Origin of the sequence: Dysgonomonas sp. HGC4, from assembly GCF_001261715.1 — a bacterium.
Taxonomy (GTDB): domain Bacteria; phylum Bacteroidota; class Bacteroidia; order Bacteroidales; family Dysgonomonadaceae; genus Dysgonomonas_A.
In genome coordinates this window covers 1-14628 of sequence record NZ_CVRU01000013.1, presented here as the reverse complement: position 1 = coordinate 14628, position 14628 = coordinate 1, and the positions used below count along the sequence as shown (strand labels likewise).

General features: G+C 32.4%; 18 protein-coding genes. 12 read left to right on the top strand and 6 right to left on the bottom strand.

The features are described 5' to 3' along the window. Positions 1-363 precede the first annotated feature (363 nt). The 5 genes from HGC4_RS00900 to HGC4_RS00880 are packed head-to-tail and all read left to right on the top strand — an operon-like array spanning position 364 to position 4649. Positions 364-1290, top strand: coding sequence for a helix-turn-helix domain-containing protein (locus HGC4_RS00900; RefSeq protein ID WP_082204022.1), 927 nt, complete (start codon positions 364-366; stop codon positions 1288-1290). Between the two features lie 2 nt (positions 1291-1292). Continuing rightward, positions 1293-2393 (top strand): site-specific integrase, encoded by a 1101-nt coding sequence (locus HGC4_RS00895; RefSeq protein WP_082204021.1) that lies wholly within the window; start codon positions 1293-1295, stop codon positions 2391-2393. 6 nt (positions 2394-2399) lie between these two features. Continuing rightward, positions 2400-3383: a RhuM family protein gene (gene rhuM, locus HGC4_RS00890; protein WP_050708231.1), complete on the top strand. Its 984-nt coding sequence runs from the start codon at positions 2400-2402 to the stop codon at positions 3381-3383. 2 nt (positions 3384-3385) lie between these two features. Beyond that, the gene (locus tag HGC4_RS00885; RefSeq protein ID WP_050708230.1) at positions 3386-3919 is read left to right on the top strand and encodes a hypothetical protein; all 534 of its coding nucleotides are present in this window, start codon (positions 3386-3388) and stop codon (positions 3917-3919) included. A 10-nt stretch (positions 3920-3929) separates the two neighbouring features. Further along, positions 3930-4649 carry a hypothetical protein gene (locus tag HGC4_RS00880; RefSeq protein WP_050708229.1) on the top strand — a complete coding sequence of 240 codons (720 nt, stop codon included), beginning with the start codon at positions 3930-3932 and terminating at the stop codon, positions 4647-4649. Here the strand turns inward: HGC4_RS00880 and HGC4_RS00875 are convergent. The 3 genes from HGC4_RS00875 to HGC4_RS00865 are packed head-to-tail and all read right to left on the bottom strand — an operon-like array spanning position 4644 to position 6581. Next, entirely contained in the window at positions 4644-5402 is a 759-nt protein-coding gene (locus tag HGC4_RS00875; protein WP_050708228.1) for a TIR domain-containing protein, read from the bottom strand. The two genes, HGC4_RS00880 and HGC4_RS00875, sit on opposite strands and share 6 nt — an antisense overlap. Before the next feature lie 52 nt (positions 5403-5454). Further along, a complete protein-coding gene (locus HGC4_RS00870; protein ID WP_050708227.1) occupies positions 5455-6342 on the bottom strand; it encodes a HEPN domain-containing protein in 888 nt (295 codons plus the stop codon). After that, on the bottom strand, positions 6339-6581 hold the full coding sequence (locus tag HGC4_RS00865) for a hypothetical protein (protein ID WP_050708226.1): 243 nt from the start codon (positions 6579-6581) through the stop codon (positions 6339-6341). Before HGC4_RS00865 ends, HGC4_RS00870 begins: the two co-directional genes overlap by 4 nt. 213 nt (positions 6582-6794) lie before the next feature. Here HGC4_RS00865 and HGC4_RS00860 point away from each other — a divergent pair, with 213 nt between their 5' ends. From HGC4_RS00860 to HGC4_RS00830, 7 genes are all read left to right on the top strand, one after another. After that, complete coding sequence (locus HGC4_RS00860; protein ID WP_050708225.1) at positions 6795-7196, top strand: hypothetical protein; 402 nt, start codon at positions 6795-6797, stop codon at positions 7194-7196. A 196-nt stretch (positions 7197-7392) separates the two neighbouring features. Next, on the top strand, positions 7393-7734 hold the full coding sequence (locus tag HGC4_RS00855) for a helix-turn-helix domain-containing protein (protein ID WP_050708224.1): 342 nt from the start codon (positions 7393-7395) through the stop codon (positions 7732-7734). After that, the gene (locus HGC4_RS00850; RefSeq protein WP_050708223.1) at positions 7731-8126 is read left to right on the top strand and encodes a hypothetical protein; all 396 of its coding nucleotides are present in this window, start codon (positions 7731-7733) and stop codon (positions 8124-8126) included. Before HGC4_RS00855 ends, HGC4_RS00850 begins: the two co-directional genes overlap by 4 nt. Next, the gene (locus HGC4_RS00845) at positions 8080-8805 is read left to right on the top strand and encodes a hypothetical protein (protein WP_050708222.1); all 726 of its coding nucleotides are present in this window, start codon (positions 8080-8082) and stop codon (positions 8803-8805) included. Before HGC4_RS00850 ends, HGC4_RS00845 begins: the two co-directional genes overlap by 47 nt. A 161-nt stretch (positions 8806-8966) precedes the next feature. Continuing rightward, a complete protein-coding gene (locus HGC4_RS00840) occupies positions 8967-9317 on the top strand; it encodes a MobC family plasmid mobilization relaxosome protein (protein ID WP_050708221.1) in 351 nt (116 codons plus the stop codon). After that, on the top strand, positions 9314-10243 hold the full coding sequence (locus tag HGC4_RS00835) for a relaxase/mobilization nuclease domain-containing protein (protein WP_050708220.1): 930 nt from the start codon (positions 9314-9316) through the stop codon (positions 10241-10243). Before HGC4_RS00840 ends, HGC4_RS00835 begins: the two co-directional genes overlap by 4 nt. A gap of 19 nt (positions 10244-10262) precedes the next feature. Further along, a complete protein-coding gene (locus HGC4_RS00830) occupies positions 10263-10829 on the top strand; it encodes a hypothetical protein (protein WP_157258050.1) in 567 nt (188 codons plus the stop codon). A gap of 177 nt (positions 10830-11006) precedes the next feature. Here the strand turns inward: HGC4_RS00830 and HGC4_RS00825 are convergent, their stop codons facing one another. The 3 genes from HGC4_RS00825 to HGC4_RS00815 all read right to left on the bottom strand — a co-directional run bounded on the left by HGC4_RS00825 (position 11007) and on the right by HGC4_RS00815 (position 14532). Further along, positions 11007-12296, bottom strand: a complete 1290-nt coding sequence (locus tag HGC4_RS00825; RefSeq protein ID WP_050708218.1) for a nucleotide-binding domain-containing protein — start codon at positions 12294-12296, stop codon at positions 11007-11009. Further along, positions 12296-12772, bottom strand: coding sequence for a Pycsar system effector family protein (locus HGC4_RS00820; protein WP_050708217.1), 477 nt, complete (start codon positions 12770-12772; stop codon positions 12296-12298). The genes HGC4_RS00825 and HGC4_RS00820 overlap by 1 nt, the downstream gene beginning before the upstream one ends. Positions 12773-13356: 584 nt before the next feature. Further along, positions 13357-14532 (bottom strand): hypothetical protein, encoded by a 1176-nt coding sequence (locus HGC4_RS00815; RefSeq protein WP_050708216.1) that lies wholly within the window; start codon positions 14530-14532, stop codon positions 13357-13359. Positions 14533-14628: the final 96 nt, after the last annotated feature.

Below are 14628 nucleotides of genomic sequence, written 5' to 3'. Positions count from 1 at the left end.
CTCAGAATATTCGTGAATGTATGCATTATTTGGGTGAAATTACTGGCCAAATTTCCACGGATGATATATTGGGTAATATTTTTAGTAAGTTCTGTATCGGCAAATGATAACTAATCATAATTAATAGATAATAACTATAATTCATAACTAAGTCGCTATTTAATAGCGACTTTTTCTTTTATATTTCTATATTTGAATATTGATAATAATGGATATTGTGGCATTTTTTATGTTTCAGTTGTACCGTCTTTGTCAAAATATAATAATGGCTCAATTTTTATTCATAGATTATATGTAGTTGCAACATAGTGCAACACCACGCAACACGGTGCAACAAAAACAGGGAGAAATAAAGGAGAAATCATGAGTAGTAAGATGGAAATATCGAAAGTCTGCGAATGCTGTGGGAATACGTTCATAGCACAGAAAACGACTACGCGTTACTGTTCGCATAAATGCAACTCCAAGGCATACAAACAAGGTAAGAGGGAGTTTAAGATGGTAGCGATTAATTACTCTACCATGCAGGAGATAGAGCGAATCAGTGATAAGTATGAAAAAATAAAAGATAAAGAATATCTCTCTGTTTCTGAAACTGCATTTCTCCTTGGAATTGAACGCACAACAGTTTATCGTTACTTACATAAAGGAACACTTAAAGCTGTACAGACAAATGGTAAGTCTTTTATTCGCAGATCAGATATTGACGAGATGTTTGACAATGCAGAGGAGTACGAGTCTAAAGCCAAACCAACTAAAGAGCCTAAACCTTTAACCGAACTGTATACTGTAGCCGAGATTAAAGAAAAATTCAACATTAAAGAATCATGGCTTTATAAGATTGCCAGAGAAAATAATATCCCTAAAACATTGATCCGAGGTAAATCATATTTCAGTAAAGAGCATATCGATAAATATTTTGAAAAAAAAGGCTTTAACGAAAGTCAGGATATAAAAGAATGGTATTCAGTAGAAGATATTCAAGAGAAATACAATCTATCTACGGCAGCCATATATAGTTTTGTATCTGAGCAGAATATACCCCGAAAGAAAGACGGACGCAAAGTGCTGTATTCGAAGAAAGACTTTGATATAGCCAAAGGTTATGAGCAACCTCAAGAAGTTGAATACTATTCCACTGAAAAAGCTATGGAGAAATATAACCTCACTCGTGATGCTCTCTATCATTATGTAAAGTATCATAATATACCAAAGATAAAAGAAGGTAGATATGTGAAAATATCAAAGCCCGACTTAGATAAGTTATTCAACCCTCAAATAATCTTATAATTATGGGAATAAGCAAAGTAGCACTTCGACGACGGCCTATAACAGGAGCTAGAGAGAGTCTTTATCTGGATTTTTATCCTGCTATTCGTGATCCGTATTCAATGAAAATGATACGGCGTGAGTATTTAGGCATTTATATCTATGCCAAACCTAGAAACGAAATTGAAAAGGAGTACAATAATGAAATGCTGATGAAAGCTGAAGTTATCCGCAGCATGAGAGTACAAGCTATTATCAATGAGGAATACGGTTTCTTAGATAAGAATAAAAAGAAAGCTGACTTTCTGGTTTATTACAAACTGAAAGCTGAAAAGAAAGACCAGAAGTGGATGAAGGTATATCAACACTTTTCCAATTTTGTCAAAGGCAAATGTACCTTTGGAGATGTGAACGTAGATTTATGCAACCGCTTTAGGGATTATCTGATAGATGCAAAGCAATTGAAACATAAAGATCTTCGTATATCTCAAAATTCAGCATCAGGGTATTTCTCTACATTCAGAGCCTTATTGAAGATTGCATATAAAGAAAAATTCTTCAGAGAGAATCTCAATGAATATCTGGACTCGATTGACACTACAGATGTAAAGAAAGAATATTTGACATTGGATGAATTGAAAGCACTAGCCAATACACCTTGCGACTTCCCTGTGTTGAGATCAGCATCTATCTTCTCATGTATGACAGGCTTACGGATAAGTGATGTTCTAAAATTGGATTGGAAAGAAATACTTCCTGCTTCTGATGGTGGTTACTGCATGAGACTAAGAACTGAAAAGACAGAAACAGAAACGACCTTACCCATTAGCGATGAAGCTTTGGAATTATGCGGAGAGAGGGGAAAAGGCAAAGTATTCAAAGGACTGACCAAGTCCATGACTCAACAACCGCTGAAAGATTGGGTAGCCAATGCAGGAATAACAAAGCACATTACATTCCATTGTTTTCGCCATACTTTTGCTACCTTGCAAGTGGCTTTAGGCACTGATATTTATACTGTCAGTAAGATGCTTACACATAAAAATGTTTCGACAACCCAGATCTATGCTGATCTGGTAAATGCAAAGAAGAGGGAGTCGGCTAACAAGATAAGTTTAAAATGAAATACTATGAATAAAGGAGAAGTTATAATTTATCAAACACCTGATGGTAATACTCAATTAGATGTAAAGCTCGACAATGAAACAGTTTGGCTAGATCAATATCAAATGGCTGAACTATTTAAAACTGATAGAACATCTATTGTTCGTCACATTAATAATATATATAAAACTAAAGAACTTGATAAAGATTCAACCTGTGCAAAAATTGCACAAGTTCAAATCGAAGGCAATAGAGAGGTTAAACGCCAAATCTCTTATTATAATCTAGATGCTATTATATCAGTTGGATATAGAGTTAATTCTAAACGAGGTACTCAATTCCGTATTTGGGCAAATAGCGTTCTAAAAGAATACCTTATCAAAGGTTATGCTATTAATCAAAATGCCAAGAATGAGCAATTAGAAGACTTAAAGAAAACAGTCAAACTGCTTTCCAATGTAATAAATGCCAAGACTCTGTCGGCTGATGAAGCAACTGGACTATTACGTGTGATAACAGATTACACTTATGCTCTTGATACTTTAGATAGATACGATTATCAGAAACTAGAAATAGAAAGAACTACTACAGAAGAACCTTTCAAAGCCAATTATGACAATGCAATGGAAGCGATCTATGTATTGAGAGATAAGTTTGGAAGCGGAGGCTTATTCGGAAACGAAAAAGATCAATCATTCAAAAGCTCGATTAGTACCATTTATCAAACTTTTGGAGGAGAGGAATTATATCCGAGCATAGAAGAAAAAGCAGCCATGCTATTATACTTGGTTACTAAAAATCATTCGTTCAGTGATGGAAACAAACGGATCGCTGCTTTCCTCTTTCTTTGGTTTTTGGAGCAGAATGGCATTTTATATAGAAGCGACAGTACCAGACTTATCGAGAATAATACACTTGTTGCACTTACTTTGATGATTGCCGAAAGCCGAACCGAAGAAAAAGATATGATGGTAAAAGTTGTAGTTAATCTTATAAATAAGAATAACTAAATATGAATTTTAAAGCTAGGCTTTCTGAGCGTATAGGAATGAACGATATCAATGAGATACTTCGTTTAACATATGATAGTGATACCCGAAAGCAAGAGTTATATAATTTAGTTATTGCTGAAGATGAAGCTATTGGATATCATGCAGCTTGGATTTTCACTCATTTTTCGTCACAGGATAACGAGTGGTTATATAATAAACAAGATCAATTGATTAATGAAATTCTTGTTTGCAAGCACGGAGGAAAACGAAGGGTAATGCTCAACTTGTTATACAGACAACCATTTCCGAATCCGCCAAGAGTAGATTTTCTGGATTTCTGTTTAGAGCGAATGATGTCTAGCGAGGAATTGCCCGCAGTAAAATCTCTTTGCATGAAGATCGCTTATGAATTATGCCGTCCCATCCCTGAGTTGATGCAGGAATTGAAAACAATGCTTGCAATGATGGAGGGCGATTTAGTGCCATCTATCCAAGCCGTTAGAAAGAATATTCTAAAGGCAATGCAAAAAGGAAAGAGTTTACAAAAACTTTAATCATAATAATATGAATTATAAAGATTCTGAAAATATATTACTAATTATATGTGGAGCTATGGGTATAGCTTTATTGTCTCTAATTTTTCGTTATTTGTTTTTAGAGTTAGGCTTTGATATTTTTGGGGCTAATCTTGTATTCATCGTTATATTTGTGATTGGATTGATCTTTTACATTTCTTATCTAGAAGTCATTCAAAGAGTTATTCCTCCACTATTAAAAAAACGAAAACAAACAATAGAAAATCAAGACGTCGTACCCGAATCTAATGCTCTTGAAAATATTGAACCAGAGCTAAAAGAGCCTATTGAAAATAAAACTCCTCTTATCAATGATCTGGATGTAATAAGAGAAAAGCATCAACAAGATGAAATTATAAGAAAACAAGAAGTACTTGAAGTCGCTATAAAATATACAAGAACAACCTTTGCCCTATTTGCCGATGATCAAAATATAAACCGTCTATGTGAATATGTTATTCAATATTCCACAGGAATAGGACTAAAGGATGTAGAACCAATCAGAGTAAAAGATTTACAAAACATAGATTTATACCATTTCGGATGGAATATCTGGAATCATTTTCGGAGTAATACACAAGAAGATATAGCTCTATTCCTTAAAACCATTTTTGCCAAGAATCTAAAAGATATAGATACTGATACAATAAGAAAGAAGCTGACTTTTAATGAGGGGAAGCTTAAGATTAAACTAGAAAAAAAACTATAAGCTATCAGCACTAACAGAATATCCAACAGCCTTCATTTCTTTCACGAGTTTATATTTCCACGCATCATGTTCATCAATTGGAGTATAAACAATTCCGTCTAAATCTCCTGGTTTATCTACGCCCTTGTCTAAAAGAAGCAAAACACGATCTCTTCCAAGTTTTCCCATAAAATAGCCCATTTCAAAAACTACGTTTTGTCTTGCTCTATCTTTATAATCATTTTCTCGTTTAGCTTTTCCTTCATCATCAGCAGTCAATAGTATGACTGCAAAGCCAACGTCTATTGCATTTTTCTCAAATTTTTCTATTATAGTTTTACCTCCATCAGCTTGCTCATGCAAGATAATCGCTTCTAATCCTAATTTTTCTAATGTACGAGCGACATCTATTTTTGCTTTTTCATCATGACCATGAACAATAAATACCTTATTCGTATTCTGAGTTGGTTTTAGAACTATCTTACTTGTTATTTGGGAGAATTCTTTGATAGAATTCAAAATACTTAACATTTTTATATGATTGTCTGGTAAGATCTTTTTACTTAGTTCTTCAAAAGTATTTAAATCTTCTTTCGAGTATTCATTAAGAAATCGCTTACATAAAGCAATCCAATTTTGATATGCTGAATTATCTTGATGGATATATACTTTGTATGTTCTGTAGACATTTGATGGAGGCGGTTGAAATATAATACCCTTTTCCAGAAAGCGACCTTTAGATATTAAATCATCTAAAATATCTAGTTTTTCCATATTCCTTTTTCTATGTTATTTTTCAAAAGTAATTAAATATAATAATTGTAATTCATCCCCTCTCCCCGTACTCCCCAATCTTCTCCTCACAGATCCTCTTAGTAATATCTCTCAACAACTCTACTTTCGGAATAAGAGCATCAATATCTTCTTTTGTAACTACAAAATCAGGATCGTAGCGACCATTTACATAAGCAGCCTTGATAAGTTCGAAAAGTCGTTTCTCTTCAGGAGTATCTTGTGGGAAAACTTTGATAAACTCGTTAGAATATTTCTTTACAGAGTTAAGAAGCTTTGATAGATTATGCTGTTTCGGATTCTCTAACGTAAAGACCAAGCGGATTGCATAAATATAGTTTTCACAGGCTTGATGAAGATGAAAAGAACACATTTTATATTCTTTATCATTGTAATCATGATTTGCACTTCTCAAAAAACTATTTGCATATATAAACTTGTCATTAAAATACTCCTGAGCCTGTTGTTTTATCTCATCAAAATTGAGTTTACGACGACGGGCAAGTTTAAACTTACCACTATCGTACAACACAATACCGTCCTGCTTTATTTGTGTATAGAAATATCTCCCATCGTTCAGATACTTATTCAGTTTTTTCATATCCTCACTAATAAATTGAACAGGAGGCTGACGATCAGGATCTGTTGCCCGATCGTAATATATATCTTCTATATTGCTGAGTATTTTTATAGCTATACCATCCGATATACCGCTTGTTACAACCAATATGTCGTAATCGCTTACATAGAATTGTATTTTGCCAAATTCATATTTCTCATCATACACCACATAATCGTTTCGGGCATAACTCCCGAAAAGTATTATCATTTCAGTCTGCTTCAATCTTTGTAAAACAGATTCAATAATAAAATGTAAATCTCTCTGATTAGTTGATGGTAAATATGATATGGACTTTTTCATTCTTCTAAATTATATACTTCTGGCTCATTGCCAAACCCTTTTGAATAAATATATAGGCGTTTACATTCAGGACATTTTACAACAATATCCATTTTTTTGTAAAAGTCGGACATATTTAAACCATTATCATCCCAATCTTCATCTGTTATCATCGTATCAGAAATAATCATCCATTGGTTAGAAGATGGAATTTCCCCAAGTCCTACAACTTTACCGCAACGACACAACATCTTAGGCATAAGGATAAATTTTGAGATTCAATAGCATAAAGATAGGTAAAAAAGAAAAATCGAGATTAACTTTTTGTTTGTTAATTGTATATTTGTATCAACATCCTGTTATCGTCTGTCGGAGATCTAATTCTGACTGACGAATGAAAACCGCAGAGATATAAACTATTTATTAATATTTATATCAGTCTGATTCTCAAATTAGGCTTAAATGCGGACACTATGACAACAAAAGAAATACCTACCGAACAACTTTATTCTAAAATAATTGAGCAGGCAAGCTCAGTGTTAAAGCTTTCTATATCACAAATTAAGGAAAAATACACAGATTATCCGCTCTATCTGATTGACTATATCGAGAAAGATATTCAAGAGAAGTCTATTGAAATACGTTTTTCTAAAGAAGGGATTACATTGACCTGTACTTTTGATAAGGACGGAAACTGTGATGAATCATTCCTATTTCCTGATGATGCTCAACTTGTTGAAGACTTTGTTAGTTATTTGACAGATCATCATGATTACAGTTTTATGAGAAGTCGCTTTATGCTAGGTAACTGTTATTTGAAGATAAAGGAACTGAAAGAACAGAGAAGTGATATTTACTTGGTTTTCTTCCAGTGAAGGTATAATTTTTTTAGAGCAGGGTTAAAAAAATTCTGCTCTATTTGTTTGTCTCCCCCATATCACCGACTTTACACCGTTGATTATCAATATTTATATCACAAAATCACACTAAGTAAAAGAGACTTTCGGGTGCAATTTTTCACCCTGAAGTCATCATATACTATTGCATTTCATTAATTAAAACCACAATTATATGGAATGTAAAGATCTTACTTTTGATAAGTTACCCGAAGCGGTTGCTTATCTTATTGAAGCGGTTGCAGAGATTAAATCGCTTGTGAAAAACAAAACAGAACTACCCGAAAAACGGATTCCGATCGGAATTGAGGATGCTTGCCGAATCATTCAAAAAGCAAAGCCCACAATTTACGCTTTAGTAAGAAAAGGATTATTGCCTAGCTATAAAAGAGGTAAGAAGCTATTCTTCTTTGAAGAGGAGCTTTTGGAGTGGATAGCGAAAGGAAAGAAGAAAACTATTTTGGATATCAGAGCCGAAATGGAAGCCGACCTATATTCTAAATCGAGAAGGCGATGAATCTATTTGATTTGCAGAAAAACTTTTGGAGACTTGATGAACAAGAAAGTTTTAGCGGAAATGAAACACGTTTATATTTCTTTCTTCTATTCTTAGCCAATCGTTCATACTGGTCTGAATGGATTGAATATGCAGATAAAAAGATGGTTGCAAATGCAAATATTTCTCTGCAAGTTTTAAAATCAGCTAGAGAGAAATTGAAAAATGCTCAGCTAATTGGCTTTGTCGCCGGAGGTGGATTTAGGGTTAAAACTAAGTATCAGATTCTAGAACCTATCCCTACACCTAAACTCTCATCCTATAATAATATAAATACTAAAGAGAAAAATAATAATACCAACACTTATGGAAAAAAGAAAGGTTTTATCCATTCGGGAAGTGACTTCGACTAATGTTACATTGTATGACATCCTAAAGAATGATATTCAAGATATAGCAACCCCTGAAAAAGAAAAGATAGAACATCGGAGATTACCTCTTAATATGGACTTTTCTGAATTCTGCGACCTGTTTATTTTGTTTGGTTCTTACAATTTCAAGAAACAGAATCAACAGTCTGACTTTGTTATAGATGCAGATAATGAGTATATAATAAAGCAACTATACCTGTATATCAAAAATGATACTTCTTTTGATGGGGATCTGAATAAAGGAATCATGCTTCAAGGGAAATATGGCTGCGGAAAAACTGCTATTCTGGGAACTTATACTTTGCTTCATAATCACATGATACTTCGTTTTGGAATACCTATCCCTTTATTCACATTTATCAAGTCTGTCAATTTGCAAGAGCTGCTCATGAAGCAATCAATCCAATCATTTACATACAAACCGTTAGTGATTGATGAGTTTGGCAGGGAGTCGAAAACTATACAAGACTATGGAAATATTTTAAGACCTATTTCCGAGTTATTAAGTGTCAGGTTAGATATCGGAGCAGTAACTCATGGTACTACAAACTTCACATTAGAGACTTTAGCTTCTAATGATTTCTATGGGGCAATGATTGGTGATAGGCTTAAAATGATGTTCAATTTTATCACACTTCAGGGTGATAGTAGGCGTAAATAATTGCTCAATGAATCAGCGGACGCAGTATCCCCACCATTCGCGAAATTAAGCGGAGCAAGTTTATGTTTTGGTATGCCCAAAACAACTTGCTTTCCGCTTCCGATGGTCGCAGAAAGGGATCATCCCGTTGGTCTGATATATAACATTTAAGAATTAAAAAGATGATAGAATATCATAAAAAAGGAGGTCGCCCGAAAAAAGATTTAGGGCAGAAAAAGACCTATCGAATCAACATAAAATTGATAACAGAAGAGTATTATTCTCTAATAGCAAAAGTTAAAAATACAAAGACAACAATTAGTGACTTTGTTAGAGATTGCCTGAAAAAAGGATATGTAAAAGAACGAATCACGGTTGAGCAACTAAGCTATATCCGAAAACTTTGTGGAATGGCTAATAATCTGAATCAGATTGCCCGACAAGCGAATACACAAGGATATAATAATATCGCTATTGAGTTTCAATCTATGGCTGAAAGAATAGATAATGTAATAAAGCGACTTGAACAATGATGGCAAAGATTATTAAAGGAAAAGGGTTTAAAGGCTGTGTCAATTATATTTTGGATAGCAAAAAAGGAACCACACTTTTGTATGCAAAGGATGTTAGACTAAAAAACAAGGCTTCTATCGTTCAAAGTTTTGTTTCACAGGCGAAATTGAACCCAAATCTCAGTAGATCAGTTGGTCATATCTCATTAAATTTTTCAGCACAAGACAAGGATAAAATTACTAATGAAATGATGGTGACAGTGGCTCGTGATTACATGCAGAAAATGGGAATTAAAGACACCCAATACATCATTGCTAGACATTTTGACAAAGAGCATCCACATATTCATCTATGCTTTAATCGGATTGATAATAAAGGAAAAACAATATCTGATAAAAACGACAGATATAGAAGTGAGAAGATTTGTAAGGAGCTGACAGCTAAATATGGTCTGTACTTATCTCCCGGAAAAGAAAAAGTAAAGACCAATCGACTAAAAGACCCTGATAAGACTAAGTATGAGATATATAATCTACTTAGTCAACTTGTTCCTAAAAGCAAAAGTTGGAAACAGTTACTATATAATCTAAACAGATATGGTGTTGATTCCCAATTTAAATATAAAGGACAAACAGATGAGATACAAGGCATCACTTTTACTAAGAATGGATATTCATTTACAGGCTCTAAAGTTGATCGGATGTTCAGCTATTCCAAAATAGACTATCAGTTAAAACAAAATGTATTCTCACAGGATCAAAGCCTCAAAAAGAGCCAACAGCAAAGTCAAACAAAAGATATTGTTGAATCGACTTTGGATGCTTTATCCGGAATTGGTAGTATGCAAGTTCACGGTGATGATTATGAAGAAGAAGCATTCAAAGATAGAATGGAATACGAAGAAGAGAAACGTAGGAAGAAACGACAATTTAGACCTAGATTTTAAACCTATAAATTAAAACATTATGAGCGATTTATCCACTATAAGCGTCATGTTTGAAGAATTAAAACAGATACTAAAACAAAAAAACAATCATACAGAGGAAAACAGTATCAGTACATCCGATCTGGCAAATATTACAAATCAAGTCAGCAAATCGGAAGAACTGATTATACAGAAATTAGAGCAGATTGAGCAAACTCAAACAGCTCCAAAGAAAATACATCATCGTATTTCTATAGATATTACCTCTTCGTGGGTATTTATTACAATTATGGTGATTGGGTTTATGTTGCTTGTCTCCTTGTTCTTTCATTACAGACAAAGGGAGGTTATCAATAATCTATCAGATAATGACTTGAAATATCGTTATATCAAAGCCTTTAATAAATCTGATTCTGTCAGTATTTATAAACTTGAAGATGTATTTGAATACAACCGAAATTCGAAGGCTATTAAAGAGATTCGTCAATCTGTCGAAAAATACGAGCAGGATGTCATAGATAAAGCCAGACGTATGGAGCAGGCAAAATTGAAAGAGGAAGAAGCCGAGAGGCTTCAAAATGAAGCAAGTAAATTAAAATTGAAGTAATTTCTTTCTCCATCTGCTATACAAAGATATATACCAAGAATAAATCTGCAAGACCACAGCCTGACGGTTTTCCTGAAAATCTTCCTTTCTTCAAAAGAGTATTTTCAGGAAAAGTCTTGCATTTTTTATTCTTGTTGTATGGAAGGTGTATAACAGTTTTAGAAAGGGGTGATAAAGTCAATCGACGAAAACAGAGAAACGAACCTTTTGATTAGTGAGATGAGTGCGTTTCAAAGTACATTCAACATAATGGTGACCTTTGTATGCTGAAGTTGCTGTACATGATATACTATTTTTATCTCCACCAAGTATAAGTATCTCATTATTTGTTGCCTCTTTTCCAAAATTGTATATTTTCCATTCTATTATTTCAAAATCTTTTTTTCTGTAGGGAAGATTATTTTCTAGTAGTTCAAACTTAATTTGTATACCTTTTTGTATAGAATAGCTATTTTGAAAATATTCATTAACCTGATCTTCTTTATGTAGTGTACATTTTAAACGATAATGTGGTATATTAAATTCGAGATTTGAATTGTTCATCCTTATAAAATCAAAGGTTTTCAAATATTTTTGCCAATTGAAATTATATTTTCTATAATTATTTTGATTACCCTTATAAATATAATAGTCTATTTGTCCATTTTCATCAAGAATATCATTTAAAAAGTCAGGATTTAAATCCAGAATTTCTTTAATATTGCCTCCTATATAAATACCATTAGATTTAGATTGAGCTTGTAGCTTTGCTGCCAAATCCGTATGCAAACTTGTAGTTGTTAACTCTGAACAACCAATTAGACCATAATGTGACCATATTACATCTTCTTTAAATCCAAGGTCTACTCCAACCCTCACTCTTAGAGGTTTTATACCTTGTTTTTCAAACACAGTGGATAAATCTGTTGAAATGAACTGTGCTAAAACAGATGCCGTATTCAAAGCATTGATAACTGCATCAGATTCCTTTTGTCCTCTTCTCACAAATTGGAGCATTATACCATCACCTTGAAGTCGATGAATATGTCCTCCAAAAAAGTGGGCAACTTTAATAGCAAGAGTTAATATTGTATCTTTTATCTTTCGAATATCTTGCAATGAGTATTTTTCATTTAGCCTTGTGGATCCTACAATATCCATAAACATTGTTACACAGTAATGATTTTCAAACTCAAAATGCTGGATATTTTCAAAATCAGGGTGTGAGCCAATCGCAATATGGTCTAACTTAGATCGATTTCGGCCAAATAATTTTTCTAAGTGGTTTTCATCAAATTCTATAAGAACCTTATTTTTCTCATTATAAGATATTGCTTCTACACCTACTGTATTTCGTCCTTCTAAAACTAATGCTTTATTTAAATAATTAGGTAGTCTATTTGACTGTGAAGAAAAGCTCTGAATACTATTTCCTTTCTCTAATATTTCGTCTATAGCATTTATATAATTACCGAATAACTTTTCCATTATATTATTATAAAAGCAATTAATATTAAAAATGCAAACTGTATCATGTTGATTATTAGTGAAATTTTTATTTTTCTATGCTTTTTCTTTAATCCTTTAGCCAGATAGTATATTTGGTTATTAATGTCTGATTCTTCTTCATTCTGAGTCTGCACATCAATTTCTTCTAGAAAAGACTGATGAGATCTATTCGCAATATCATTAAAGAACCAAAATGATTTTTTGTTAGAATCTAAATAAGGGATAATAGCTAAAATCGTAAAAAACATAGAAGATATAGACAAAAGCAGCACCGATAATACAGATATCTTAAATATGCTATTTACCAATCCATCTCCGACCAGACAGTATAAATCTTTATAACTAATTAAAAAGGCACCAATCAAAAATGTATTAATTGTTAAAATAAATATTCCCTTATTATTTATTTCACAATAATAATTATCAAATCGTTCAATAATTTTTATTTTTTCCATAGTTTTATATTTAACAAATCAAAACAAATTCCGTGCCAAGTTGAAAAAATATATAAAAAGTGCGAAATTGGAGTCATGACATATTGGCAGATAATTTTGTGCTATTTCTCTTAAAGCATGAAAGATTAATTGTGAAGTAATATATATTGTTTTAGGAAAGAATTTTTTGTCTCAAATAATAAATTTAAGTAGTTTAGTATTAGGTTTTAGCTTCTAAAAATGAGGTTGAGAGAAAGTAAACTTTCCAAAACATACTTAATAATCAAAAGTATAAACCCTATAACGCGTATTGAACTCTTGAGCTTATTAGACTTAACTGAAGTATCATAGTCTAAAATTTGTTTGTGCTATTTTTAATAAGAGTTCCAATTGATACATAATTGAGTACAATATATTATTTCTTAATTCAGTTGGAGGTTGTATTAAAAATGCGATATTAAACTGTTCTTATCTTTTCTGCTACATACACAACTTTTGATAATGTTAGTAGTGAGTTATATATAGATTCTATATGATAGCATCATTTGATGTTATTAAAATTGCAGATTATTTTTAATAATCTGATTATGAGTTTACTAAAACTGTTAAAATATTTTGACTTGTAATTTAGGAAATACATTCGTAATAGGATTATCAATAGATTCAGTTCCTGTACCATTCAAAGCTTGTCTTACTTGATTTGCTATCTCTGAGCGGTATATCTCAATTTTAGGTACTAGAGAATAAATATCTGTAGTGTCAATTACTATGGTTCTAGTTTGATTTACATCAAATGGAATCCTATCAGATTTTCTTATCAATTGTATTGTTGGTAATCGAGATGAATGTCTTAATGCTAGTTCGTAAAAAACATTGGGATTATGATACGATAAATCTGCGATGACAAGTCTAGACTTAAAGATGTATTCAATAATTTGTTTAGTTATTGTACCTGGTTTATCAATTTTGTCTGCTCTCTTCACTTGAATGCCAAGAGTTTTCAATGCAGGTTCAACAATTGATTCAAGAAATAAATCTGAGTGTTTTCGTTCTTCTGAATTTTCTTCTCCTATAGGAGTTATATAAAAACATATATTATCGAAAGTTTCATAAACTTGGACTTGATTTTCGGTTTTGACTTCAATTAATTCCACGGATTCATTTTCTCCTCTTCGCAATGCTATTTTATTATTATCATTATTATTAGGGAGATTTTCTATCGCATGATCTAAGGTAATAACTCTTTCTGCTCCAGATAGAGTTTTTAATAAACCTAGATATTTAAGGTTAACTATAAAAGTATCTACGACGGCGTCAATTTCAGACTTCTCTAAATCAGGCTGTATTTCGACAAGCAAATCAGCTATTACTGTATGAGATGGTAATTTTTGATTAACGAATTTTTCAAATAACTGTTTATATATTTCTATAGAAGAAAAAACTAATTCAAATTTCGCTTTTAATTGTGCTGCTTCACTTAAATCTGAATTAGTTGCAGTAGCCCCGTTCTCTGTTAATTGGAGATATTCTGCCTGATAGCTTCCAGAGATTAATCCGTATTTACTACAATTTGTAACTAACATACGACTTGGACCACTATCTGGCGATTTTCCAATGTTTTCGAAAATTGTTAATCGCCGAACTTTCTGCCCAGCACCAATCTCTGCAATTTTTTTCGTAAATTCATAACATTCTTGAAAGCCGACATTCGGGAAATTTCTTTTTTTTCTAGGTCTTTTCTCTTGTGCAAGAGTATCTTCTTTTTTATTTTGTTCTGCCATAGTTTGAATATATTTTATGTATACAAATGTATAATTTTTATGTAAAATCTCACAGAAATAACCGATTATCTAATTATTAGTTTATCACATATTTAA